Annotated in this window: 28 protein-coding genes; 18 read left to right on the top strand and 10 right to left on the bottom strand. The window is 65.7% G+C overall.

Features of this window, described 5'->3' with window-relative positions; all coding sequences use genetic code 11:
* Nucleotide 1 precedes the first annotated feature (1 nt).
* Complete coding sequence (locus ATE64_RS00135) at nt 2-505, top strand: OmpA family protein (protein ID WP_058455559.1); 504 nt, start codon at nt 2-4, stop codon at nt 503-505.
* 74 nt (nt 506-579) lie between these two features.
* Entirely contained in the window at nt 580-1443 is an 864-nt protein-coding gene (galU, locus tag ATE64_RS00130) for a UTP--glucose-1-phosphate uridylyltransferase GalU (RefSeq protein WP_058455558.1), read from the top strand.
* Nucleotides 1444-1477: 34 nt separating this feature from the next.
* Here the strand turns inward: galU and aqpZ are convergent, their stop codons facing one another.
* Both aqpZ and ATE64_RS00120 read right to left on the bottom strand, forming a co-directional pair.
* Nucleotides 1478-2203 (bottom strand): aquaporin Z, encoded by a 726-nt coding sequence (aqpZ, locus tag ATE64_RS00125; protein ID WP_058455557.1) that lies wholly within the window; start codon nt 2201-2203, stop codon nt 1478-1480.
* A gap of 87 nt (nt 2204-2290) precedes the next feature.
* A complete protein-coding gene (locus ATE64_RS00120) occupies nt 2291-3592 on the bottom strand; it encodes a methyl-accepting chemotaxis protein (RefSeq protein ID WP_231729011.1) in 1302 nt (433 codons plus the stop codon).
* A gap of 183 nt (nt 3593-3775) precedes the next feature.
* Here ATE64_RS00120 and ATE64_RS00115 point away from each other — a divergent pair, with 183 nt between their 5' ends.
* Nucleotides 3776-4081, top strand: coding sequence for a hypothetical protein (locus ATE64_RS00115; RefSeq protein WP_058455556.1), 306 nt, complete (start codon nt 3776-3778; stop codon nt 4079-4081).
* A 24-nt stretch (nt 4082-4105) separates the two neighbouring features.
* Here ATE64_RS00115 and ATE64_RS00110 read toward each other — a convergent pair whose 3' ends face one another.
* Nucleotides 4106-4774, bottom strand: coding sequence for a S24 family peptidase (locus ATE64_RS00110; protein WP_058455555.1), 669 nt, complete (start codon nt 4772-4774; stop codon nt 4106-4108).
* Nucleotides 4775-4910: 136 nt separating this feature from the next.
* Between ATE64_RS00110 and ATE64_RS00105 the strand changes: the two genes are divergently transcribed.
* Together ATE64_RS00105 and ATE64_RS00100 are read left to right on the top strand one after the other, a co-directional pair.
* Nucleotides 4911-5156: a hypothetical protein gene (locus ATE64_RS00105; RefSeq protein WP_058455554.1), complete on the top strand. Its 246-nt coding sequence runs from the start codon at nt 4911-4913 to the stop codon at nt 5154-5156.
* A complete protein-coding gene (locus ATE64_RS00100; protein ID WP_058455553.1) occupies nt 5153-5464 on the top strand; it encodes a hypothetical protein in 312 nt (103 codons plus the stop codon). Before ATE64_RS00105 ends, ATE64_RS00100 begins: the two co-directional genes overlap by 4 nt.
* Nucleotides 5465-5474: 10 nt before the next feature.
* On the opposite strand, the gene ATE64_RS00095 is transcribed toward ATE64_RS00100, so the two are convergent.
* Together ATE64_RS00095 and ATE64_RS00090 are read right to left on the bottom strand one after the other, a co-directional pair.
* Nucleotides 5475-6347 carry a hypothetical protein gene (locus ATE64_RS00095; RefSeq protein ID WP_240481997.1) on the bottom strand — a complete coding sequence of 291 codons (873 nt, stop codon included), beginning with the start codon at nt 6345-6347 and terminating at the stop codon, nt 5475-5477.
* Nucleotides 6348-6368: 21 nt separating this feature from the next.
* Complete coding sequence (locus ATE64_RS00090; protein WP_058455551.1) at nt 6369-7589, bottom strand: TIGR04063 family PEP-CTERM/XrtA system glycosyltransferase; 1221 nt, start codon at nt 7587-7589, stop codon at nt 6369-6371.
* A gap of 109 nt (nt 7590-7698) precedes the next feature.
* Here ATE64_RS00090 and ATE64_RS21910 point away from each other — a divergent pair, with 109 nt between their 5' ends.
* The 8 genes from ATE64_RS21910 to ATE64_RS00055 all read left to right on the top strand — a co-directional run bounded on the left by ATE64_RS21910 (nt 7699) and on the right by ATE64_RS00055 (nt 14212).
* Nucleotides 7699-7863, top strand: coding sequence for a hypothetical protein (locus tag ATE64_RS21910; protein WP_167541727.1), 165 nt, complete (start codon nt 7699-7701; stop codon nt 7861-7863).
* Nucleotides 7856-9238, top strand: a complete 1383-nt coding sequence (locus tag ATE64_RS00085) for a putative O-glycosylation ligase, exosortase A system-associated (protein WP_058455550.1) — start codon at nt 7856-7858, stop codon at nt 9236-9238. The genes ATE64_RS21910 and ATE64_RS00085 overlap by 8 nt, the downstream gene beginning before the upstream one ends.
* A 37-nt stretch (nt 9239-9275) precedes the next feature.
* Entirely contained in the window at nt 9276-10286 is a 1011-nt protein-coding gene (locus tag ATE64_RS00080) for a DNA topoisomerase IB (protein WP_058455549.1), read from the top strand.
* Nucleotides 10287-10303: 17 nt separating this feature from the next.
* A complete protein-coding gene (locus tag ATE64_RS00075) occupies nt 10304-11518 on the top strand; it encodes a mechanosensitive ion channel domain-containing protein (RefSeq protein ID WP_058455548.1) in 1215 nt (404 codons plus the stop codon).
* Between the two features lie 95 nt (nt 11519-11613).
* Nucleotides 11614-12072, top strand: a complete 459-nt coding sequence (locus ATE64_RS00070; RefSeq protein ID WP_058455547.1) for a MaoC family dehydratase — start codon at nt 11614-11616, stop codon at nt 12070-12072.
* Between the two features lie 63 nt (nt 12073-12135).
* A complete protein-coding gene (locus tag ATE64_RS00065) occupies nt 12136-13317 on the top strand; it encodes an acetyl-CoA C-acyltransferase (RefSeq protein ID WP_058455546.1) in 1182 nt (393 codons plus the stop codon).
* 1 nt (nt 13318) lies between these two features.
* A complete protein-coding gene (locus ATE64_RS00060; protein WP_058455545.1) occupies nt 13319-13903 on the top strand; it encodes a carboxymuconolactone decarboxylase family protein in 585 nt (194 codons plus the stop codon).
* An 18-nt stretch (nt 13904-13921) separates the two neighbouring features.
* Entirely contained in the window at nt 13922-14212 is a 291-nt protein-coding gene (locus tag ATE64_RS00055; RefSeq protein WP_058455544.1) for a putative quinol monooxygenase, read from the top strand.
* Between the two features lie 192 nt (nt 14213-14404).
* On the opposite strand, the gene soxR is transcribed toward ATE64_RS00055, so the two are convergent.
* Nucleotides 14405-14875: a redox-sensitive transcriptional activator SoxR gene (gene soxR, locus ATE64_RS00050; protein WP_058455714.1), complete on the bottom strand. Its 471-nt coding sequence runs from the start codon at nt 14873-14875 to the stop codon at nt 14405-14407.
* A gap of 87 nt (nt 14876-14962) precedes the next feature.
* On the opposite strand from soxR, the gene ATE64_RS00045 reads away from it, so the two are divergent.
* Both ATE64_RS00045 and ATE64_RS00040 read left to right on the top strand, forming a co-directional pair.
* Nucleotides 14963-15358, top strand: coding sequence for a VOC family protein (locus tag ATE64_RS00045; RefSeq protein ID WP_058455543.1), 396 nt, complete (start codon nt 14963-14965; stop codon nt 15356-15358).
* Nucleotides 15359-15425: 67 nt separating this feature from the next.
* The gene (locus ATE64_RS00040; protein WP_058455542.1) at nt 15426-15890 is read left to right on the top strand and encodes a pyridoxamine 5'-phosphate oxidase family protein; all 465 of its coding nucleotides are present in this window, start codon (nt 15426-15428) and stop codon (nt 15888-15890) included.
* On the opposite strand, the gene ATE64_RS00035 is transcribed toward ATE64_RS00040, so the two are convergent.
* Nucleotides 15887-16876: a dipeptide epimerase gene (locus ATE64_RS00035; RefSeq protein WP_058455541.1), complete on the bottom strand. Its 990-nt coding sequence runs from the start codon at nt 16874-16876 to the stop codon at nt 15887-15889. The genes ATE64_RS00040 and ATE64_RS00035 overlap by 4 nt on opposite strands.
* 64 nt (nt 16877-16940) lie before the next feature.
* The gene (phaZ, locus tag ATE64_RS00030) at nt 16941-18161 is read right to left on the bottom strand and encodes a polyhydroxyalkanoate depolymerase (RefSeq protein ID WP_058455540.1); all 1221 of its coding nucleotides are present in this window, start codon (nt 18159-18161) and stop codon (nt 16941-16943) included.
* Between the two features lie 272 nt (nt 18162-18433).
* On the opposite strand from phaZ, the gene ATE64_RS00025 reads away from it, so the two are divergent.
* The 3 genes from ATE64_RS00025 to ATE64_RS00015 all read left to right on the top strand — a co-directional run bounded on the left by ATE64_RS00025 (nt 18434) and on the right by ATE64_RS00015 (nt 21178).
* Entirely contained in the window at nt 18434-18691 is a 258-nt protein-coding gene (locus tag ATE64_RS00025) for a YjhX family toxin (protein ID WP_058455539.1), read from the top strand.
* A 130-nt stretch (nt 18692-18821) separates the two neighbouring features.
* Nucleotides 18822-20603 (top strand): ABC transporter transmembrane domain-containing protein, encoded by a 1782-nt coding sequence (locus tag ATE64_RS00020; RefSeq protein WP_058455538.1) that lies wholly within the window; start codon nt 18822-18824, stop codon nt 20601-20603.
* 29 nt (nt 20604-20632) lie between these two features.
* A complete protein-coding gene (locus ATE64_RS00015; protein ID WP_058455537.1) occupies nt 20633-21178 on the top strand; it encodes a DUF1993 domain-containing protein in 546 nt (181 codons plus the stop codon).
* Between the two features lie 365 nt (nt 21179-21543).
* On the opposite strand, the gene ATE64_RS00010 is transcribed toward ATE64_RS00015, so the two are convergent.
* Both ATE64_RS00010 and ATE64_RS00005 read right to left on the bottom strand, forming a co-directional pair.
* Nucleotides 21544-21984: a biopolymer transporter ExbD gene (locus ATE64_RS00010; protein WP_082657516.1), complete on the bottom strand. Its 441-nt coding sequence runs from the start codon at nt 21982-21984 to the stop codon at nt 21544-21546.
* A gap of 228 nt (nt 21985-22212) precedes the next feature.
* Nucleotides 22213-22608: OmpA family protein (locus ATE64_RS00005; RefSeq protein ID WP_156418590.1), on the bottom strand; the 396-nt coding region annotated here is incomplete at its 5' end.

The raw sequence follows: 22608 nt of genomic DNA, 5'->3' as shown, positions 1-22608 counted from the left end.
TGTGCGCATACCCCTGACCGATTCCGTCCGCAGCCTGGTGCTGATCTTGCTGCCGCTGCTGCTCGCCGCCTGCCAGACGATGCCCGCACCCAAGGGCTTCACGCCCGCGCAGGTCGCGACATTGAAGGCCGAGGGTTTCGTCGAAACCGGCGACGGCTGGACGCTGACGATCAACGAGCGCCTGCTCTTCGCGACGAACGAAAGCGCGCTGAAGCCCGAACAGGTCACGATTCTGGAAGCGACGGCGAAGAATCTCGTTTCGGTGGGCATCCTGACCGCGCGGGTCGAGGGTCACACCGATTCGACCGGCACCACTGCCTACAACCAGACGCTGTCGCAGGCGCGCGCGCAATCGGTGGCGCGTGCGCTTCAGACGAGCGGCATGCGCTTCGACGCCGACCAGATCATCGGCCGCGGCGAAACCATCCCGCTGTCGCCCAACGACACGGCGGAGGGACGGCAGGACAATCGTCGCGTCGTCGTGATTGTGACCCCGCCGGCCTGAAATATTAACCATAATTGCCTAGACGATTGCGCCGGGACGCTCCATTGCCACGCGCGAACAATCGAAGGCCTCGCATGAAACCGATCCGTAAAGCCGTTTTTCCCGTTGCCGGTCTCGGCACCCGCTTCCTTCCTGCTACCAAGGCTATCCCGAAGGAAATGCTGCCGGTGGTCGACCGGCCGCTGATCCAATATGCGGTCGACGAGGCGCGCGAAGCGGGGATCGAGCAGATGATCTTCGTCACCGGCCGCGGCAAGAGCGCGATCGAGGATCATTTCGACATCGCATTCGAGCTCGAAAAGACGATGTCCGAGCGCGGCAAGGATCTGTCGGTGCTCGCACCGACGCGGCTCGGGCCCGGCAATTGCGCCTATGTCCGCCAGCAGGAGCCGATGGGGCTTGGCCATGCGATCTGGTGCGCGCGCGATATCGTCGGCGACGAACCCTTCGCGATCTTCCTGCCCGACGAGTTCATGCACGGGTCGCCCGGCTGCATGAAGCAGATGGTCGACGCCTATTACAAGGTCGGCGGCAATTTGATCTCGGTGCTGGAGGTGCCGAAGGAGCAAGTCTCCTCCTATGGCGTGATCGCACCCGGCAAAGCCGACGGCGCGTTGACCGAGGTGAAGGGGCTGGTCGAGAAGCCGAGGGCCGACGAGGCGCCGTCGAACCTGATCATCTCGGGCCGCTACATCCTCCAGCCCGAGGTCATGCGCGTGCTCGAACGCCAAGAAAAGGGCGCGGGCGGCGAAATTCAGCTCACCGACGCGATGGCGACGATGATCGGATCACAACCCTTCCACGCCGTCACTTTCGACGGCGCGCGTTACGACTGCGGGTCGAAGGCCGGCTACATCCAGGCCAATCTGGCGGTCGCGCTCGCGCGGCCCGACATGGCCGACGAGGTGCGGGCTTTCGCGATCAACCTGCTCAAATAGGCAGGCGGGGGTTCCGCCCCCGCCGTTCGCCTTCCTAGTCGCCCTCTATATTGGGCTTCGGGAAGCTGTCGGCGCCGACCTGCCGGTAGAGCCACCCGCCCACCGCCCCGCCGACCAGCGGCGCGAGCCAGAAGAGCCAGAGTTGCTGCAGCGCAAGACCGCCCACGACGAGCGCCGGGCCGGTGCTGCGTGCAGGGTTCACCGACGTGTTGGTGACCGGGATCGAGATGAGATGGATCAGGGTCAGCGCGAGGCCGATCGCGATCGGCGCGAAGCCTGCGGGAGCGCGGCCGTCGGTCGCGCCCATGATCACCCACAGGAAGCCCGCGGTCAGCACGACCTCGATGATCAGCCCCGACCAGATGTCATAGCCACCCGGCGATCCCTCGCCGAAACCGTTGGCGGCGAGGCCGTTGGTCGCAAGGTCATAGGCCGGATTGCCGCTGGCGATATAAAATAGCAGGAACGCCGCGACGATCGCGCCGAGAAGCTGCGCAAACACATAAAGCGGAATGTCGCGCGCCTCGAAGCGCCCGCCCGCCCACAGGCCGATGGTGACCGCCGGATTGAGGTGGCAGCCCGAAATATGGCCGATCGCATAGGCCATGGTGACGACGGTCAGGCCGAAAGCGAGCGAGACGCCGAGCAGGCCGATCCCGACGTCGGGAAAGGCAGCCGCCAACACCGCGCTGCCGCACCCGCCGAAGACGAGCCAAAAGGTGCCGATGAATTCGGCCACGCCCTTTTGCACATTGGTCATATGACCCTCCTCCCCACCGGCGGCCACAGGCGCCGCCGGCGCTGGGGCGAAGCTATCATGCTTGCGGGGAAGCGCAAACCTCTGGAATCAGGCCGCCGCGACGCTCTCGACGAACTGGCGGGCGCGCTCGTGGAGCGATTGCGCCGCGCGGCCGAGGTCCGACGACAGCTCGCCGAGCGCCGCCGCGCCCTCGCCGACCGAGGCGGCGCCGCGGCTGATATACTGAACGCGGCTGTCGATCTCGCGCCCCGCGAACACCGCCTGCTCGACGTAGGTCGCGATCGACAGGCTGGTTGCGCTCTGGCCGCTCATCGCCTGATCGATTGTATCCGAGAAGTCGTTGTTCGCGTCGATCGCGCGCTCGACCTCGCGGAAGCCGTCGGCGACCTGCGCGACGATCTCGCGGATGCGTTCGATATAGGGGGTGATGTCGCTTGCCGCCGCGCGTGTCTGGTTCGCGAGCGACTTGACCTCGGCAGCGACCACCGCGAAACCGCGCCCGGCGTCACCGGCACGGGCCGCCTCGATCCCGGCATTGAGCGCGAGCATGTTGGTGCGGCTCGCCATGTCGATGATCAGCGCCAGCATCTGTTCGATCGACTGGCTGGCATCCTGCAGCGCCGCCGCGCGGCCGCCGGCGTGGCGCACCTTCTGGTGCGCATCGTGGCGGACCGCGCGGGCGCGCGTGCCGTCGTCGACGATCCGCGCCATGCTCGCCGCGAGCGCATGACCGCGATCGCCGAGATCCTGCAGCCCGGTCAGCGTCTGCGCGGTCGCGCCCGCGACCGACAGCGCGTCACGGCCGGTCTGTTCGGCGCGCTCGGACAGGATTTGCGCAACCCCCTCGACCTCGCGCGCGGTTTCGGAGAGCGTTGCGGAGAGCGCGGCGATGTCCTGCTGGAAACGACGCCCGGCCTCGTCGACCCACGCCATGCGGTCGGCGCGCTCGCGCGCCAGCTCGATCTCGCGCATCATCGCGAGCCGGGCGAGCTGGCTGCCGTCGAGCGTTTCGACGAAGCGCCCCTCGTCGACGAGGACCAGCCCGTCATGGCCGTGTGCGTCCGACGCGCGGCGCAGCAGGCTGGCAGTCGATTCGGAAACGTCGGCGGTGATGCAGGGGTCAACCATCGAGTCGATCGACCCGCCGATCGTCGGATTCTGCATCAGCGAAAACCAGTAAGGGCAAAAGAGCAGTTCGCGCACGCGCTGCTCGCGGATGATCCCCACGGGCGCGCGCCGGTCGTCGAGGATCGCAAGCAGGCGCAGCTCGGGATTGCGGCGAAATGCTTCGATCACGTCGGACAGCGATGCATCGGCGCCGATCGCGACGGCATGACCCGATGCGGGCTCCAGACCGGATGGAACGGGAATAAGCGATACGGCGTTCATCGTCTCTCTTCGGGCTAGCGGTCTCTGCCTCGGGCGAGACCTAGCCACTCATGGTTAAGACGAATTTAACCATTTGTTTCAGTGATGTGACACGGAAGCGCAACAAGGCGGCGATTTACCGCAATCCGCTGTTCAGGCGCGGCCACCTATGCCATGGACGCCCGTCGCCCAAGGGAGGAAATCATGCGCGCCATCCTGTTTGCCCTGTTGTCCGCCTTTCTGCTCGGCGGCTGCGTCGGCGCCGTGAAGTCGGTCGTTACCGCGCCTGTCAAGGCGGTCGGCCAGGTCGCCGACTGGTCGACGACGAGCCAGGACGAAGCGGACCGCAATCGGGGCCGCGCGATGCGCGAACGGGAGGAACGGCTGGGTAAGCTGTCACGCCAACACGACAAGGCGGCCGAAAAATGCCGCGACGGCAATGACGAGCAATGTCGGCGGGCCGAAGTGCTCGAACAGGAAATCGAAGCGACGATGGCGCAGCCGATCTGATCGGACCGACGTCGGTCGATCGAGCTAGCGCACCCGCCGCCCCGTCCACACCACACGGCCGACCAGCCGGATCGCGTTCAGGGGTAAATCGTCCCAGCTCTTGTAGTGCGGGTTGTCGCTGATCACCGACACGCGCCCCTGCCCCGGCGCGCGCGCGACGCGCTTCACCATCAGCACATCGTCCATCCGCAGCACATAGATGCCGTCGCGCAGCCGACCCGCGGCGTCGCCGCCGTCGACCATGATATCGTCTCCGTCGCTGAGCGTCGGGGCCATCGAATCGCCCTCGACGCGGATGATGCTGAGCGCGCGCGGGTCGGCGCCGAGGTCGCGGAGCCATTTGGGGTCGAAAGCGACCTGTCCCTCCACCGCTTCGCCATCGACGCTCGCCCCCGCGCCCGCCGAAGCGCCGATCGCGAGCTTCGGCACCAGCACCATGTCGCCGCCGCGCGATCGCGCCGGCGCCGCGACACGCGGCGCCGGGCCGCCGAGCAGCGCTTCCGACACGCCAAGATAAGCGGCGATGCGTGCGCGATCCTCCTCCGCCAACCGGCGCGGCGAGCCGCGCTTGATATATTGCTGAATATAGGCGGGGTTGCGCCCGATGCGTTGCGAGAGCTGCGCATAATCGACGCCCTTCTCGGTCAGCAGGCGGTCGAGCGTGGCGCGCGGGTCGAGATCGAAATCAGTCATGGGTCACCGGAAACTGGTCCTTCCTATTTCGCCTATAGCGATAGGATTTTTCCTAGACAAGTAGGAAAATGATCATCAAATAGGAAATATCCTATCGGGTGAGTCGCCCGGGGGCATGACGAAAACAGGAGGAACTATGGAGCGAAGCCTGCTGCACCGGATCGAGGCTTTCCTGGCCGAATCGCGGATGCCGCCGAGCGTCTTCGGTCGTGCCGCCGCGCACGACCCGCGGCTGGTGAGCGACCTGCGCGGGGGACGCGCGCCAGGTCGCAGCCTGGTCTGCCGCGTGGAACATTTCATGAACAAATGGCGTGCCGACTTTCATGCGGGCCGCGTGATGAAGCGGGGCGACCAACGATTCCGTGAGGAGAAGCGCGCATGATCCGCTGGTCGCCAACCGCACCCACCCGCCCCGCCTGCCCGCACCGGCGCCTGACCCGTCTGCTCGGCGCCGAGTTGGGCGAAGGCTTTGCGCTCGGGAACTCGATATTGCGGCCATGGGCGAGCGCCAATTTCGTCGGGGCGCGCCACCTCTTTCGGTGTTCGGGATCGTCCCTGGATGCTCGCGCCCTGCAGGACCGCCTCGCCGCCATCGAATGGCGCTTGCCCGGCCATATCGTCGCCGACCTGAGCGTCGAGGCACACAGCCCCTACGAAATCACCGTCGAAATATTGACCGTCGAGGATTGAACGCGGTCGCTCAGCCCTGCGTCTGGCGGTTCATCCGTTGCAGCGTGCTTAGCGCCGCCTCGAGCGCGAAATCGATCTCGGCATCGCTCTCTTCGCTCGCCACCGGATCGTTGACGGGAATCGGAAGCGTCGCGGCCGCCGGCAGGCGCTTGCGCGACAGACCGAGTTCGAGTCGCGCGACCATCGCGCCGAGCGAATTGTCGGCAGGGTCGGGAAGCGCGGGGCCGGTCGAAGCCACGGGTTGCAGCCATGGTTCAGCACCGGGCTCGTCGATTTCGACCGGGGCGAGGTCGGCGAGCACCAGCTCGTCAACCTCGCTCCAGTCTGCCGTCTCGGGAACGGCGGGGCTCAGAAAGGGATCGGGTTCGGCCGAGGCCTCGGTCGGGGCGGCCCAGACGCCGAGCCCCTCGGCGGGAAGGTCGCGACCAGCGCGGATCGGCGCGCGCGGCAAATCGTCGGGGTGCAGGTCAGCGCGGCGACGCGGCGGGACATAATCGCTCGCCTCTTCCTCGACCACCCGGCTGGCTCTGCGGCGCAGCGTCGTGAGACCCGAGGCCTCGGGTTCGTTGATCAACAGCGCGACGAAAGCTGCAATCAGCGCGGCGATCGCCGACATGGCGAGGGCAAGCGCGAGCCGCGCGCCGTTACCGACGGGTGGCACGAACAAGTCCGACAGGCGGTCGAGATAAAGATTCCAGCTGATTCCGGCGACCCATGCCATCGGGATGACCGCAGCAAAAAGAAAGGTGAGCGCGGCAGCGCCGATCACCGCCGGAAGCGTCGTTTGCAGGGCGCGCAGCATCGCCCGCAGGCGGCTTGTCTTCGGCGCTTCGCTATCGTCGTCCATATCGTCCCACGTCTTTCGCACCCTCGGTCCGGTCACTCTGGCCCCGCCAGAATGTCCTCAACCAGTTCGCGACCCCGGATTGCCTAGCAAATTTTGGTAAACAGGTTCGTAACGCAAAATATTCGACGACCAATTCCGTTCGGCCTCGACAAACGCACGTGCCACACGCCGCCGCTCTCCCCACAAGGTGCGCCGCGCGAGCAGACCGGCCAGCACGGCCGCGATCGCCGCGGGATCGTCGGGCGCGAACAGGCTGCCCGTCACCCCGTCCTCGATCAGTTCGCGGTGACCGCCAACATCGGATGCGGCGACAAGCTTGCCCTGCGCCATCGCCTCGAGCGGCTTCAGCGGCGTGACGAGATCGGTCAGCCGCATCTTCTTGCGCGGATAGGCAAGGATATCGATCAGCGAATAATAGCGTTCCACCTGCTCGTGCGGCACGCGGCCGACGAAGAAGATATGGGCGGCGACGGGCGAGGCGGCGGCCTGCGCCTTGAGCGCCGCCTCCATCGGCCCGCCGCCGACCAGCAGCAGGCGCGTGCGCGGCTCGGCGGCGATCAGCGCGGGCATCGCCGCGATCAAGTCGTCGATCCCCTCGTAATCGTAAAAACTGCCGATGAAGCCGATCACCGGATCATCCGCGCCCAGACCGAGCTCGACCGCCAGCGCATCGTCGCGCGGCGGCGGGCTACCGAACAGGTCGAGGTCGACGCCGTTCGGCGACACGGTGATCTTCGCGGGATCGATGCCGCGCGCGACCAGGTCGCCGCGCAGCCCTTCACAGATCACCGCGACCGCGTCGGCCGATCGCACCGCATGGGTTTCGAGCCGGCGCGTCAGAAAATAGCGTGCGCTGCCTTCGCGACCCGTTCCGTTGCCGACCGCCGCATCTTCCCAGAAGGCGCGGATCTCATAGATGACGGGGATACCAAGCCGCTTGCCGACACGGAGCGCCGCAAGCCCGTCCATCACGGGCGAATGCGCGTGGAGCAGGTCGGGCTTCCATTCGGCGACCAGCGCCTCGATCCGCTTCGCCAGCGCCCCGATCTCGCGCCATTCGCGCAGCGGCGAAGGCGCAGGCTTGATCGGCGGCGTGCGATAGAAGGTGAGCCCATCGACGGTTTCCACCCCGGGTCCGGGCAGCGGATGGCGAACACCGGTCACACCCGCCACCGCCCACCCCTTCGCGGCCTGCGCCTTCATCAGCGCGCGGGTGCGGAAGGTATAGCCGCTGTGCGCGGGCAGGCTGTGATCTAGGACGTGCAGGATGCGGGTCATGGCCGCCCCCTTGGCACACCAGCCTTAACGCGGCGTCAACCCCGTTCTACTATCCTCGCCGCGACGACCGGTTTCGCGTCGCGAAGAAAGAGCGAAGGCACGCCGCACGATGGTCGACAATTTCTCGATTGCCCTGACCCACATCCTCACCGCGATCGCGCTGTGGCGCCTGCTTTATCGTGACGATCTCGATCACGAGGTCAGCCCGCGCAAGCTGTGGCAGCAGCGGCGCGATGCCGAAGTTCCGGCGGGGGATACGCACGGCGATGCGTGACCTTGCCTTTGTCGCCTTTCTCTTCGCCTTCATCGGGGTCGGCTTTCGCAAGCCGTTCCTATTCGTGCTGTGCTTTTGCTACATCGACATCGTCGCGCCGCAAAAGCTCAGCTACTTCCTGATCAATTCGATCCCGATCTCGCTGATCGTCTTCGGGCTCGCAATCGTCGGTTGGCTCGTCTTCGACGACAAGCGCGACACGCGCTGGTCCGGCCGGCAGAGCCTGCTCGTGATCCTGCTGCTCTATTGCTGGGCGACGACGGTCAACGCCGATTTCCCGGTCGAGGCGCAGGACAAATGGAGCTGGGTGTGGAAAGCGCTCGTCTGGGCGATCTTCCTGCCATTGACCCTGCGCACCAAGCTGCGGATCGAGGCGCTCGCGCTGATCATGTTGCTGTCGGCGGCAGCAATCGCGATCGCGGGGGGAATCAAGACTGCGGCGGGCGGGGGCGGCTATGGCTCGCTGCAATTGCTGCTGAGCGAGAATTACGGGCTCTACGAGGGGTCGATCATGTCGACGGTCGGCATCGCGATCATCCCGCTGATCCTGTGGTACCGCAAGCATGGCACGGTCTTCCAGCCCGACTGGCGGGTCTCGCTCTTCTGTTTCGCGCTGTGCTTTGCGTGCATGTTGCTGCCCGTCGGCACGCAGGCGCGCACCGGCCTCGTCTGCCTGATCGTGCTCGCCATCCTGTCGCTGCGCGCGGTCAAGCACCGCCTGCTCTACATGGTCGGTGCCGGGCTGCTCGCCGCCGCGGCGATCCCCTTCCTGCCGCAAAGCTATACCGCGCGGATGGAAACGATCCGCGATCACCGCGCCGACGAATCGGCTTCGACGCGCGTCGCGGTGTGGGCGTGGACATGGGAATATGCGAAGGACCATCCCTTCGGCGGCGGCTTCAACGCCTATCTGCAAAACCACCTCCGCGTCGAGCGCGCGGCGAGCAGCAACGCCAACGCCGCGCCGCAGGAAGCCTTGCCATCGGTCTATGAGGACAAGGCGCGCGCCTATCATTCGAGCTATTTCGAGATGCTGGGCGAACAGGGCTATCCCGGCCTGATCCTCTGGCTGGTGCTGCAGGCGGCGGGCCTCTTCCGCATGGAGCAGCTGCGGCGGCGCTATCTCAAGACCCGCCGCGCCGAGGAACAATGGATCGCGCCGCTCGCCACCGCGCTGCAGCACGGGCATATCGTCTATATGGTCGGGTCGCTGTTCGTGGGCATCGCCTTCCAGCCCTTCATCTACATGATGCTGGCGCTCGAAATCGGGCTTTCGACCTATTGCCGGCGGCGCGAGCAGCAGTCGGGCTGGCGCCCGCTGATGGCACGTCCGGCGCAGGTTCCCGCGCGCCACGCCTTTCCGGCCGAACGCTAGCGCGGAACCATCGGCGGGGGCGGGGCGCTATTGCCCCATGTCCATCGCGCGCCTTATCCATGTCGACGACAGCCTGCCCGGCATCAGCCGCCAGCGCATCGATGGCGGCTGGCGCTACCGCGACCCACAGGGTCGGATCATCCGCGACGCCGCCGAGATCCGCCGTCTCAACGCGGTGGCTCTGCCTCCGGCTTATGAAGATGCGTGGTTCTGTCCCGCGCCGAACGGCCATATCCTCGCGACCGGCTATGACGCGCGCGGCCGCAAGCAGTATCGCTATCATCCCGAATTCCGCCTCGCGCAGGAAGCGGACAAATATGATCGCTGCGCCGCCTTCGGCCACGCCCTGCCGCTCCTCCGCGCGCGGCTGGCCGACGATCTGGCCCGCCGGACGCTCTGTCGGGAGCGAATCGTCGGCGCGGTCGTCCGGCTGCTCGATCTCGCCGCATTGCGCGTCGGCAACGAGCAATATGCCGCCGCGAACAAGAGCTTCGGCGCAACGACGCTGCGGCGGCGTCATGCAAAGCTTTCGGGGCAGACGCTCCGCCTCAGCTATCGCGCCAAGGGCGGCTTGATGCGCGAGGTGACGATCAGCGACCGGAACCTTGCGACGCTCGTCCGCCGGCTGCAGGATCTGCCCGGCCAGCATCTGTTCCAATATCAGGATGAGGGCGGGCTCTGCGCGGTTGGCTCCGCCGATGTGAACGCCTATATCCGCGAGGCGATGGGGGCCGATTTCAGCGCCAAGCATTTCCGCACCTGGTCGGCGAGCGTCGAGGCCTTCGCCTTCCTGTATGACGCGCCCGAGCCGCCGACACTGAAGGCGATGGTCGCCCATGTCGCCGACCGGCTCGGGAACACGCCCGCGGTCGCGCGAAAGGCGTATGTCCACCCGGCAATGATCGCGGCGGCGCAGGATCGGCGCCCTTTTGCTGCGGATGCGGGCGCCTTGCCGCGCGCAACCCGATATCTCTCGCGCTACGAACGCGGCTTTCTCGCGTGGCTCGAACGCGTGCCCGATGCCGCAGTCTTGCTCCGCTCCGCCTGATCCGCCAAGAGGACGACGTGACCTTTGCCATCCTTCCCGCCGCCCATTCGGCCACCACCACGACGGCCGTGGCCACCAAGGCGCCAGCCGCAGCAACCAACCCGCTCGAGGATCTCCGCCACTACTGGGATATCAGCGCCGCCTGGGTGAACAGCCACTGGCTGCAGATCGGCATCGCGGTCGGCGCGGGGCTGCTCATCTATTTCCTGCTTTCGATGGTCCGCACCTTCGCGCTCAAACATGCGCAGTCGGCCGAGGGTGACCTCACGCTGACCCACATCGCGGGCCGCGTGATCCACAAGACGCGATCGACCGTCATCGCGATCGTCGCCATCCGCATGGTCGCAGGCTATGCGCAGCCGCCGGCGGCGATCATGCAGATCGTCCAGTTCGTCTTCACGATCGCGGTCGTGTTGCAGGTTGCGATCTGGGTGCGCGAGATCATCCTCGGCCTGATCCAGCGCCGCGCCGCCGAGGGGAACAACGAGACGCTCAGCAATGCGATGGGAATCATCCGCTTGCTGATCAGCGTCGCGCTGTTCGCGATCGCGGCGATCGTCATCCTCGACAATATGGGCGTCAACGTCACGGGGCTGATCGCCGGGCTCGGGATCGGCGGCATCGCGATCGGTCTTGCCGCGCAGGGCATATTCTCGGACCTCTTCGCGTCGCTGTCGATCATCTTCGACCGCCCGTTCCGCGTCGGCGAGACGATCAAATATGACACGAGCACCGCGACAGTCGAGCGCATAGGCTTGAAGAGCACGCGGCTCCGCTCGCTCAACGGTGAATTGCTGGTGATCTCGAACACCAATTTGCTGAGCAAGGAGATCACCAATTTCGCGCATCTCCATCGCCGCCGGATCACCTTCAGGATCGGCGTCATCTATCAGACGACGCCCGAAATGCTGCGCGACCTGCCTGCCCTGCTCGAGGCGCAGGTCGTCGCCGCGGGCCATGAATTCATCCGGTCGAGTTTCCTGACCTTCGGATCGTCCAGTCTCGATTTCGAATTGCTCTTCGACGTCTTCAGCGACGACTTCGATGTCGTCGCCGCGGCGCGGACCGATGTCGGCATCCGGTTGTTCGAGGCGATGGCGAAAGCGGGCTATGAGTTCGCCTATCCGACGCAAACGACCTTCACCGCCGCGCCCGACGGTACGATGATCATGCCCTTTGCCGAGTCCCCGAAGCCCAAGGCGCGCTCGGCAAAGACCACGAAGCCCGGCTGACGCTACGGCGCCATAGCGCCGAACCTTGGGCCTTGTGCAACGCCGCAAGACAGGCCTAGAACGCGCCCCGAACGAACGATTAGAGGGGATGAGTCATGGCCAGCATCACGCCGCAGGAGCTGCAAACCAGGGTCGGGGAGCATCTCGGCACGTCCGAATGGGTGCTCGTCGATCAGGATCGCATCAACAAGTTCGCCGAAGCCACCGGCGACTTCCAGTTCATCCATATCGACGAGGAAAAGGCGAAGCTGACGCCCTTCGGCGGGACGATCGCCCACGGCTTTCTGACGCTGTCGCTGATCCCGATGCTCGGCGCGAGCACCGACGGGCCCAAGATTGCCGGCGTGAAGATGGGCGTCAACTATGGCGGCAACAAAGTCCGCTTCCTGTCCCCCGTCCGGGCCGGCAAGCGGATCCGCAGCCACGTGAAACTGCTCGAACTCGAAGAGAAACGCCCCGGCCAGTGGCAGCAGACCAACGAAGTGACGATCGAGATCGAAGGCGAGGAAAAGCCCGCGCTGATTGCCGAATGGATCAGCCAGTTCTTCGTCTGAACCGAAATATCCGGCCGACCTCCCCCGAAAAGACAACCGGATCCAAGCAGAAGGATAGATATCATGCGTGACGCCGTCATCGTTTCCACCGCCCGCACCCCGCTGACCAAGGCGGCGCGCGGCTCTTTCAACAACACCCTCGCCCCGACGCTGGGCGCGCATGCGGTCCGCGCCGCGGTCGAGCGCGCCGGGGTCGAAGGCGGCGAGATCGACGATGTCGTCTTCGGCGCCGCGATGCAGCAGGGTTCGCAGACGATGAACGTCGCGCGCCTGATCGCGCTGCGTTCGGGCCTGCCCGTCACCGTCCCCGGCATGTCGATCGACCGCCAATGCTCGTCGGGCCTGATGACGATCGCCACCGCCGCGAAGCAGATCATCGTCGATCGCCAGGACATCGCGGTCGCCGGCGGGATCGAGTCGATCTCGAAGGTCAGCGGCAGCGGCAAGGTGTTCATCGAGACCGACGCCGAGCTGATCGCGATGCACAAGGACACCTATATGCCGATGATCGGCACCGCCGAGGTCGTCGCGAAGCGCTACAACATCAGCCGCGAAGTTCAGGACGAATATTCGCTCCAGTCGCAGCAGCGCACCGCCGCGGCGCAGGCTGCGGGCAAATATGACGACGAGATCGTCGCCTGCCCGGCGACGATGGCGGTCGTGAACAAGGAAACGAAGGAAGTCAGCTTCCAGGACGTCGTCGCCGCCAAGGACGAGTGCAACCGCGCCGACACCACGCTCGAAGGGCTCGCGAGCCTGAAGCCGGTGATGGGCGAAGGCTTCACGATCACTGCGGGCAACGCCAGCCAGCTCGCCGACGGCGCGTCGGCGTGCGTCGTGATGGAAGCCAAAGTTGCCGAGAAGCGCGGTCTCCAGCCGCTCGGCCGCTATGTCGGCATGGCGGTCGCAGGCACCGAGCCCGACGAAATGGGCATCGGCCCCGTCTTCGCGATCCCGAAGCTGCTCGAGCGCTTCGAGCTCAAGATGGACGATATCGGCCTCTGGGAACTCAACGAAGCCTTTGCGGTGCAGGTCCTCTATTGCCGCGACAAGCTCGGCATTCCGAATGAGCTGCTCAACGTCAACGGCGGCTCGATCTCGATCGGCCACCCCTTCGGCATGACCGGCGCGCGCTGCGTCGGCCACGCGCTGATCGAGGGCAAGCGCCGCGGCGTCAAATATGCCGTCGTCACCATGTGCATCGGTGGCGGCCAGGGCGCAGCGGGCCTGTTCGAGGTCTTCTGATTTGCGCCTGACCGCACCGCGTATCGAGCCGGTCGATTTGGACCGGCTCGATGCCGACCAGCGCGCCGCGCTGTCGCCCTTCCTCGACAATGGCGGCGGCAAGGTCGGCGGCGGAAAGGTGCTCAACATCTTCCGAACCCTCGTCCATGCGCCGAAGGCGCTGACGGCCTTCCTCGGATGGGGCAGCTATATCCTGTCGCGCCGCAGCGCGCTCACGCCGCGCGACCGCGAACTCGTCATCCTGCGCACCGGCTACAACTGCCGCTCGGGCTACGAGTGGACGCAGCACAAGCGCATCGGGCTCGATAGCGGGCTCACCGAGAACGAGATCGAGCGCATCAAGGCCGGCCCCGACGCCGACGGCTGGAGCGCAATCGACCGCGCGATGCTCCGCGCGACCGACGACCTCACTTCGAACCATTTCGTCAGCGACGCCAGCTGGGCCGCGCTTGCCCCGCTCGGCGACAAGGGCCGTATGGATCTGGTCATGACCGTCGGCCAGTACACCCAGGTTTCGATGATGCTGAACAGCTTCGGCATCCAGGTGGAAGACGGCTGGGAGGTCGATCCCGACCTCAAGGCCTGAGCATTTAGGGAGAGAGATATGAGCGGCATCGGAGTTATCGCGACCATCCGCGTTCTACCCGGCAAGGAAGCCGAGTTCGAAGGCGTCTTCGCCGAACTCGCCCCCGCCGTGCGCGCCAACGAGCCCGGCAACAGCTATTACAAGCTCTTCCGCACCGCCGAGACCGGCGTGTACAAGGTGCTCGAATGCTATGACGACGAGGCCGCGATCGCCGCGCACCGCGCGTCGGATCATTTCCGCAGCCTCGGCGCCAAGCTCGGTCCGTGCCTGGCGGGCGCACCCGAAATCGAAAGCCTGCCGGCGGTTTGAGGGCATCTGCCTTGAAGCGGCGTAGAGCTGCTTTCGACCGAAATAAGCCGTCGCCCCCGCGCAGGCGGGGGCCGCTGTCGGTTTACGCGGCCGCGCAGGAATAGACGGCCAGCGGCCCCCGCCTGCGCGGGGGCGACGCTGTTGATACATCCGCTCCCCACCCCAAAGCCGACCATCGCCCCGTTCTGTGGATCACCCCACCTCGGCAATATCCCCTGCCCTGTCGCCGAGCAGATAGCGCGGCCCTGCACCGCGCTGCGACGCCTTGTCCTGGGCGTTATAAAGCCCGCATTTCTTCAAGGACAGACAACCGCAGCCGATGCACTGGTCAAGCAGCTCACGCGTCCGCGTCAAAGCCGCGAGCTGCGCATCGATCCGCTCGCGCAGCCCGGTGCTGATCCGCGTCCAGTCGGCGGCGTTCGGCGTGCGTCCCGCAGGCAGGCGCGCAAGCTCGCCCGCGATCTCATCGAGGCTCAGCCCCATCTGCTGCGCGATCAGGATGAAGGACACGCGACGGATGTCGGCGCGCAGAAAGCGCCGCTGCCCGCCGGCGGTACGCAGCGCCTCGAGCAAACCCTTCGCTTCGTAGAAACGGATCGCCGACACGGCGGTGCCGGTGCGCGCCGCCAATTCGCCGATCGCGATCAGGTCGGTCCGATGCATGGCCGTGTTCATTCGCTTTCCGCTTGACCTAAACCTCACTTGAACTTTCACACCCGCTGCGTCAACCCGAATCACGAAAGCAGAACCATGACGCACCCCTTCATCGAACATGTGAACCTGACCGTCAGCGACCCCGATCGCACGGCGGGCATCCTTTCGGCCATCTTCGGCTGGCACGAACGCTGGCGCGGCCCGGCGCGCGACGGCGGCCGCACGATCCACCTCGGCAGCGACGCCGCATATGTCGCGCTCTATACCGGCCCCGACGGCCAGCACGCCGACGCGCGCTATCCGAAGGGCGAGCCGCTCAACCATCTCGGGGTGCAGGTCGATGATCTCGATACGATCGAAATGCGCGTGAAGGCGGTGGGCCTGACCCCCTTCAATCACGGCGATTACGAACCCGGCCGCCGCTTCTATTTCTTCGACCCCGACGGCATCGAATATGAAGTCGTCAGCTATGCGGAGCCGCGCCCGCGCTGAACGGCGCAACATCCTGCATTCACAAGCGTTCATCGCTTGTCAGGGGGAACAGCAGGAGTCTCGACCGATGAGCGACGATATTACCAAGCAATTCTGGAAGGCGCTCGACGCCAGCCCCTATGTCATGGTCGGCCTGACCGGCGAGCGGCTGCATCATATCCCGATGAACGCGCAGCTCGACAAGGACGCTCACAGTGCCTTCTGGTTCTTCACCGCGACCGACAATCGCATCGCAGGCGGCGGCCCCGCGATGGCGCAGTTCGCGTCGAAGGGCCATGATCTCTATGCCTCTATTTCGGGTGAGTTGCGCCGCGAGGACAGCCGCGCAGTCCTCGACAAGCTCTGGAACAACAGCATCGCGGCCTGGTACGAAGGCGGCAAGGATGATCCAAAACTCGTCCTGCTCCGCTTCGACCTCGAAGACGCCGAAATCTGGACCGCTGAGCCGAGCCTGAAGGGCATGTTCAAACTCGCGACCGGCATGACGATGAAGGAAGGCGACCTCGGCAAGCACGCGGAAGTGGCGCTCTAGACCGACGGCGCAATCTGCCCTTCGCGGAACTCGAAGCCGCCCTCGCGGTCGCGTTCGAGTAAGGCAGGCCCGTCGAGGTCGACCCACCGTGCGCGCTGCGCGAGTACGAAAGCGGGCGCGACAGCCAAGCTGGTGCAGAGCATACAGCCGGCCATGATTGACAGCCCCGCCGCGTCGGCTGCGTCGGCGAGCCGCAGCGCCTCGGTCAGCCCGCCCGCCTTGTCGAGCTTGATGTTCACCCCGTCGTAGAAAGGGCCGATCCGCGCGACATCTGCGACGGTGTGGCAGCTTTCATCGGCGACGAATGGAATCGGGGCGTAGATTGGGTCAAGCAATGCGTCGGCGCCGACCGGCGCCGGTTGCTCGATCATCTCGACGCCCATATCGGCGAGCGCCTCGGCCTCGCTCAAGATATCGATCTGGCCCCAGCTTTCGTTGGCGTCGGCAATCAGTCGCGCATTGGGGGCGCCCTTGCGCACGCCGGCGACGCGCAGGCGGTCGCCCTCGCCGGTCAGCTTGATCTTGAGCAAATGGTAGCCGTCGGCCTCGGCGGTTGCGGCGGCCTCCGCCATCGCGCCGGGCGTGCCGAGCGATATGGTGTAGGCCGTCGTCCGCGCGGTCGGCGGACCATCGCATCCCGCAAGCTGCCACAGCCGGAGGCCGCGCTGCCTCGCCTCGAGATCCCACAGCGCGCAATCGATCGCGTTGCGCGCGGCGCCGGGCGGCATCAATTCCTGCACAGCCGCCCGTGCCTCGGCCGCGCCCATTTCGGCGATATAGGGGGCGACACGCAAAAGCTGGTCGCGGCATCCGACGGCATCTTCGCCGAGATAATAGACCGGCGTGCCCTCGCCGCGCCCGATCGCGCCCTCGCCTTCGACCTCGGCGACGACCACATCGACATGGGCGGTCGCGCCGCGGCTGATGATAAAGCTTCCCGCCACCGGCCAGCGTTCGACGCGCGCGCTTTTCAGATGAACGGCCATCGTTCCTTCCTATGGCCGTTTCGACGTTTCGCAAGCGGGCTTTGCGGCAATGGGCCGTCGGCTATCAGGCGCCGTTGGCGCGGATCCACTTTTCGACCACCGGCGCAATATCGTCGCGCCACTTGCGGCCGTTGAAAATGCCGTAATGGCCGACCCCCTTCGCCATCAAATATTTCTTCTTGTCGGCCGGCAGCGACTTGGCGAGCGTCAGCGCCGCCTTCGTCTGTCCGAGCCCCGAAATATCGTCGCGTTCGCCCTCGATCGCGAGCAGCCCGATATCGGCGATCTTGGTGAGATCGACCGGCTTGCCGCGATGGAGCATCTCGCCCTTGGGCAGTGCGTGGCGCTGGAACACGACATCGACCGTCTGGAGGTAGAATTCGGCGGTCATGTCGCAGACCGCCCGATACTCGTCATAGAATTCCTTGGTCTTGTCGGCGCTTTCACCGTCGCCTTCGACCAGATGTTTGAACATCGACCAATGGCTCATCATGTGATTGCCAAGGTTCATCGACATGAAGCCCGCAAGTTGCAAAAAGCCCGGATAGACGCGCCGCCCCGCGCCTGGATACCAGGCGGGAACCGTGACGATCACATTTTCCTGAAACCACGCATAGGGCCGTGTCATCGCATGTTCGTTGACCGCGGTCGGCGCCTTGCGCGTATCGATCGGCCCGCCCATCATGGTCAGCGTCTTCGGCCGGCACTTGTGCTTGTCCGCCGCCATGATCGCGGCCGCCGCATAGCTCGGCACCGAGGGCTGGCACACCGCGAGCATATGCGCGCCCGGCCCGATGTGCTCGAGCCACGAAATGACATAATCGATATAGTCGTCGAGGTCGAACTTGCCGGCTTCGAGCGGCACGTTGCGCGCGTCGCGCCAGTCGGTGATCCAGACGTCATGCTCGCCGATCATCCGCTCGACCGTGCCGCGCAGCAGCGTCGCATAATGGCCGGACATCGGCGCGACGATCAGCAGCTTGGGTTTGCCCGCGCTCTTCTTGTGCGTGAAATGCTTGAGCTGGCCAAAGGGCTTTCGCGCCTCGACCTTTTCGGTGACGCGGACGGTCTCGCCTTCGGACACGGTCTCGTAAAGTTCGAACCCCGGCTTGCCGCGCGGCGCGGCAGCATGGGCGAAGACTTCGAGCGCCGAGGCGAACATCGGGCTGCCGCCAAAATAGCCGAGGGGATTCGCGGGATGCTGAATCACCTGTGCGCCGGCGGTCGCCAGCGCGCTAGCCCCCGCGAGCCAACTCTTTTGCATTTCAAAGGCATGATACAGCATTATCGATAGTCCTTGCGTCCGGGGCGGCGCTCTGGCGGCGCCTGCTTTCGGACCAGTCTAGGCTATCGGTGTCATTGTGCAATGCATCAAAGCCGTTGCACCGACATTTCATCGGCAATATCATACGATGGCGGACGCCGGTGCGTCCTTCGGAGTGAATATGTCTGAGATTGCGGGCAACCGCTAACATCCCGGTGGACGGGATGGTGCAAACGCCGTTGGCCCATGGGTCGGCGCGACTGTTGTTGCCTATAGTCTCGGACAATATCCCAATGAACATCTCGAAATCGGAACAGCGCGTGCTGCACGTGCTGGCGCAGGGCGGCATGATCCGCCACCGGCGCGATGATGGCGGCCGCCTCGTCGAGGCGCTTTGCGTAACGCGCGACGGCCATATCCTTGAAAACGGGGGCCTTGAACTGTTTCAGCGCCTCCGCCGCCGCGGCTTCATCGCGTCGCACCGCGGCATGCCGTACCGGATCACACAGGCGGGCCTGCGCGCGGTACGCGCGCAGCTCGACAACCGCTGATCGCGCATCGTCGGGGGGAGCGCGGGCTCGCGTCCGCGCTCCCTTTGCGCAGCGCAGCTTCATGGCGCATGAAGCTGCACGCCACTTTGCGGCGTTGAGCGGCACCGGCGCGGCTGCTAGGGCGATGACAATGGCGACCAAATCCGACCCACCCGTCCCGCCCCGCAAGCTGTCGAGCCTGCGCATGGTCTGGCATCACGCCAGCAAATATCCGCTGCAACTGTTGATCGCGGCGATCGCGCTCGGCATCGCCGCGCTCGCGACACTCGCGATCCCCTACCAGTTCAAGGAAATGATCGATTCGGGCTTCGTCGCCGGTGGCGGCGACGTCGCACCGCATTTCCGCTTCTTCTATGTGATCGTCGTGATCCTCGCGCTCGCCACCGCGCTCCGCTTCTATTTCGTGAGCTGGCTCGGCGAACGCACCGTCGCCGACATCCGCGAGGCGGTGCAGCAGAATCTTCTCCGCCTCGCGCCCGGCTTCTTCGAAGAAAACCGCCCCTCCGAAATCGCCTCGCGCATGACCGCCGATACGGCGATTATCGAGCAGACCGTCGGCACCACCGTCTCGGTCGCGCTCCGCAACACGGTGATGGGGATCGGCGGCATCGGCTACCTCTTCTCGCTCTCGCCGAAGCTCACCGCGGGGATATTGGTCGGCATCCCGGTCATCATCCTGCCGATCGTCCTCTTGGGCCGCCGCCTCCAGAAGGTCTCGCGTTCGAGTCAGGACCGCGTCGCAGACATCGGCGCCACCACCGCCGAACAGCTCGGCGCCATGAAGATCGTCCAGGCCTTCGGACAGGAACAGCGCGAGGCAGGCCGCTTCGCCGACGCGGTCGAGGCCAATTTCGCGACCGCCAAGCGCCGCATCCGCCTGCGCGCGATCATTACCGCGACCGTCATCGGCCTGCTGTTCGGCGCGATCACGACCCTGCTCTGGTATGGTGCCGCGGGGGTCGCGGCGGGCACGATCACCGGCGGCACGATCGCCGCCTTCGTCCTCACCGGCGGCCTCGTCGCGGGTGCGTTCGGCGCGCTCACCGAGGTCTATGGCGACCTGCTCCGCGCGGCGGGGGCCGCCGAGCGCCTCAACGAATTGCTCGTCGCCGAGCCGACGATCGCGCCACCCGCCAGTCCCCGCCTGTTGCCCGATCCCGCGATCGGCACGCTGGAATTCGACCATGTCGAGTTCAACTATCCGACCCGCCCCGACGCCCCGGCGCTCCATGATTTCAGTCTCGCGATCCGCCCGCGTGAAACCGTCGCGATCGTCGGTCCGTCCGGTGCCGGCAAGTCGACGCTGTTCCAGCTCGCCGAGCGTTTTTATGACCCCCAGTCGGGCCAGATCCGCCTCGACGGCGTGCCGTTGACCGAGGCCGACCCCGCCGACATCCGCGCGCGCATCGCGATGGTGCCGCAGGAGACGGTGATCTTTGCCGCCTCTGCGCGCGATAATCTCCGCTACGGCAACTGGTCGGCGACCGACGACGAACTCTGGGAAGCGGCCCGCGCCGCCAATGCCGAGGAATTCCTCCGCAAGCTGCCCGACGGTCTCGACACCTTCATGGGCGAAGGCGGCGCTCGCCTGTCGGGCGGCCAGCGCCAGCGCGTCGCGATCGCCCGCGCGCTGCTCCGCCGCGCGCCGCTGCTGCTACTCGACGAAGCGACCTCGGCGCTCGACGCCGAATCCGAAAAGCTCGTGCAGGACGCGCTCGAAACGCTGATGCACGACCGCACGACGATCGTTATCGCGCACCGTCTCGCAACCGTGCGCGCCGCCGACCGCATCATCGTGATGGACGAGGGGCGGATCGTCGAGGAAGGCCGCCACGACGACCTTGTCGCCGCCGACGGCCTCTACGCCCGCCTCGCGCGGCTGCAATTCCAGGACAAGCTTGCCGCCGCCTGACGCCACACCCTTCGAAGGACGCACCTCCTATGCCAGCGACACTCTATGACCTGACTGTCCCCGCTTATACGAATGGCTTGCGCGCCCTCTCGGGCCAGCTCGCGAAGGCGCTCGAATGGGGCGAGGCGAACGGGGTCGGCGAGCTTCAATTGATCGGCTCACGGCTCGCGCCCGACATGTTTCCCTTGGCGACGCAGGTTCGCTTCACCTGCATACAGGCGACGCAGCCGGCGACGCGTCTCGGCGCTGACGGCGCGCCCGAGCTTGGCGACGACGCCACCGACTTCGCCGGACTGCAGACGCAGATTTCGACGACGCTCGCGTGGCTCGCTTCCGTCGATCGCGCCGCGCTCGACGGCGACCCCAACCGTCCGGTCGGTTTCGATCTGCCAAACGGCATGGCGTTCGACATGACCGCCGTCGCTTATGTGCGCGACTGGGCGCAACCGCAATTCTACTTCCATCTCGTCGCCGCCTACGCCGTGCTCCGCCACATGGGCGTCCCGCTCGGCAAGGTCGATTATGTCGGTTACATGATGCAGTATCTGCGACCAGGGACCGCGCCATCGGCCTAACGCGTCGGCTTTGGACCGAAGGTGGGCATTCGCTCCTCCCTGTGCCGCAGCCATGGGGAGGTTGCAGCGCCCTTCGACTGCCTTGCAGGCGCTCAGGATAGACTTCACCCTTGGCGAAGCGTTGACTGAGGGGCAATGGCGCCACCATTGCGGCCCCTCCACCACCGCCTGCGGCGGCGGCCCCCCTCCCCATCGCTACGCGACAGGGAGGATGCTTCCCGCTTCGTCATCCCGGACTTGATCCGGGATCCATCCCAGCGTCGAAGTCATTGACCCCGGATCAAGCCTGTCCTGAGCCTGTCGAAGGGTCCGGGGTGACGACTGTCGGGAATCCACCCGATAGCCACCAACAGAACGTAACGCGGCTAGATCAGCCCGCCATATTTGTGGATGCCCGGGAAGGCGAGCTTCTCGCCGCCATTGCGCCGGATCGCGCCAATCGCCTCGTCGACGCGCAAATAGCGCGCGCGTGCGTCGGGTTCGAACATCAGCACCGGCTGTTCGGTGCGCTCCGATGCGAGCTTCACGAGTTGCCCGAGTTGGGCGAGGTCGACCGCTTCGCCATTCCAGCGGATCGTGTCGGCCGTATCGATCGTGACGCGATTTTCGTCGAGGACTTTGCCTGTTACATCCGGCCCCTGCGGAAGCGTGATGTCGACGCTGTGCGTCGGCGGCGGGATCGTGATGATGAACATCACGAGCATCACCAGCATCACGTCGATCAGGGGCGTTGTGTTGATGTCGGGATCGCCATTGGGATCGGCGCGAAATATGCTTTGGTGGAAGCGGCTGCGAAGCTTGCGCATTTTGTGTCTCCCCATCTCGCGGGGCGGCCCGAGTCCAGGCACCATCCCCGTACCTTGGGCTGAGGCGTCCACCGCGAAAGCCTCGACCTATTGTTACGGTATAACATTATACGAAAAGAGCAAATAAAAAGCGCTACGCGTCGAGCCGGCCGCATCGGCCCAACAAGAAAGGGCGGCACCTTTCGGTACCGCCCCTCTTGTCTTCAAACCCGAACCGGGTCGGAAATCTTACATGCCCGAACCCGGACCGTACTTGATTTCCACGCGGCGGTTCTGGTCGTTGCGGACGCCGTCGGCGGTCGCAACGGCCGGGCGCGATTCGCCGAACGCTTCGGCCGAGATCGAGCCGTCCGAGATACCGCGAGCGGTCAGGTAGCTGCGAACCGCATCGTTGCGGCGCTGCGACAGACCGACGTTGTACTTGGCCGAACCCGAACGGTCGGCGTGACCGGCGAGCCAAACCTGCGTACCCGAGCAGCCGCGGTTGTAAGCGCTGATCGCGTTGTCGAGCGTAGCAGCCGCTTCCGGCGTGATGTTCGACTGATCCCAGTCGAAGTACACGATGTACGGCCCAGGCTCGCACACAGCCGGCGGCGGAGGCGGCGGCTGTGTGCGAGCCTGGGC

Origin of the sequence: Sphingopyxis sp. H073, assembly GCF_001468395.1 — a bacterium.
In the GTDB taxonomy this organism is placed as follows: Bacteria; Pseudomonadota; Alphaproteobacteria; order Sphingomonadales; family Sphingomonadaceae; genus Sphingopyxis.
The sequence above is the reverse complement of the archived record's forward strand: the minus strand, read 5'-3'. Positions and strand labels throughout refer to the sequence as shown.

Coding starts and splice junctions, on each gene's coding strand:
- galU (WP_058455558.1), top strand. CDS start 580: ATGAAACCGATCCGTAAAGCCGTTTTTCCCGTTGCCGGTCTCGGCACC.
- aqpZ (WP_058455557.1), bottom strand. CDS start 2,203: ATGACCAATGTGCAAAAGGGCGTGGCCGAATTCATCGGCACCTTTTGG.
- ATE64_RS00120 (WP_231729011.1), bottom strand. CDS start 3,592: ATGAACGCCGTATCGCTTATTCCCGTTCCATCCGGTCTGGAGCCCGCA.
- ATE64_RS00115 (WP_058455556.1), top strand. CDS start 3,776: ATGCGCGCCATCCTGTTTGCCCTGTTGTCCGCCTTTCTGCTCGGCGGC.
- ATE64_RS00110 (WP_058455555.1), bottom strand. CDS start 4,774: ATGACTGATTTCGATCTCGACCCGCGCGCCACGCTCGACCGCCTGCTG.
- ATE64_RS00105 (WP_058455554.1), top strand. CDS start 4,911: ATGGAGCGAAGCCTGCTGCACCGGATCGAGGCTTTCCTGGCCGAATCG.
- ATE64_RS00100 (WP_058455553.1), top strand. CDS start 5,153: ATGATCCGCTGGTCGCCAACCGCACCCACCCGCCCCGCCTGCCCGCAC.
- ATE64_RS00090 (WP_058455551.1), bottom strand. CDS start 7,589: ATGACCCGCATCCTGCACGTCCTAGATCACAGCCTGCCCGCGCACAGC.
- ATE64_RS21910 (WP_167541727.1), top strand. CDS start 7,699: ATGGTCGACAATTTCTCGATTGCCCTGACCCACATCCTCACCGCGATC.
- ATE64_RS00085 (WP_058455550.1), top strand. CDS start 7,856: ATGCGTGACCTTGCCTTTGTCGCCTTTCTCTTCGCCTTCATCGGGGTC.
- ATE64_RS00080 (WP_058455549.1), top strand. CDS start 9,276: ATGTCCATCGCGCGCCTTATCCATGTCGACGACAGCCTGCCCGGCATC.
- ATE64_RS00070 (WP_058455547.1), top strand. CDS start 11,614: ATGGCCAGCATCACGCCGCAGGAGCTGCAAACCAGGGTCGGGGAGCAT.
- ATE64_RS00065 (WP_058455546.1), top strand. CDS start 12,136: ATGCGTGACGCCGTCATCGTTTCCACCGCCCGCACCCCGCTGACCAAG.
- ATE64_RS00055 (WP_058455544.1), top strand. CDS start 13,922: ATGAGCGGCATCGGAGTTATCGCGACCATCCGCGTTCTACCCGGCAAG.
- soxR (WP_058455714.1), bottom strand. CDS start 14,875: ATGCATCGGACCGACCTGATCGCGATCGGCGAATTGGCGGCGCGCACC.
- ATE64_RS00045 (WP_058455543.1), top strand. CDS start 14,963: ATGACGCACCCCTTCATCGAACATGTGAACCTGACCGTCAGCGACCCC.
- ATE64_RS00040 (WP_058455542.1), top strand. CDS start 15,426: ATGAGCGACGATATTACCAAGCAATTCTGGAAGGCGCTCGACGCCAGC.
- ATE64_RS00035 (WP_058455541.1), bottom strand. CDS start 16,876: ATGGCCGTTCATCTGAAAAGCGCGCGCGTCGAACGCTGGCCGGTGGCG.
- phaZ (WP_058455540.1), bottom strand. CDS start 18,161: ATGCTGTATCATGCCTTTGAAATGCAAAAGAGTTGGCTCGCGGGGGCT.
- ATE64_RS00025 (WP_058455539.1), top strand. CDS start 18,434: ATGAACATCTCGAAATCGGAACAGCGCGTGCTGCACGTGCTGGCGCAG.
- ATE64_RS00020 (WP_058455538.1), top strand. CDS start 18,822: ATGGCGACCAAATCCGACCCACCCGTCCCGCCCCGCAAGCTGTCGAGC.
- ATE64_RS00015 (WP_058455537.1), top strand. CDS start 20,633: ATGCCAGCGACACTCTATGACCTGACTGTCCCCGCTTATACGAATGGC.
- ATE64_RS00010 (WP_082657516.1), bottom strand. CDS start 21,984: ATGCGCAAGCTTCGCAGCCGCTTCCACCAAAGCATATTTCGCGCCGAT.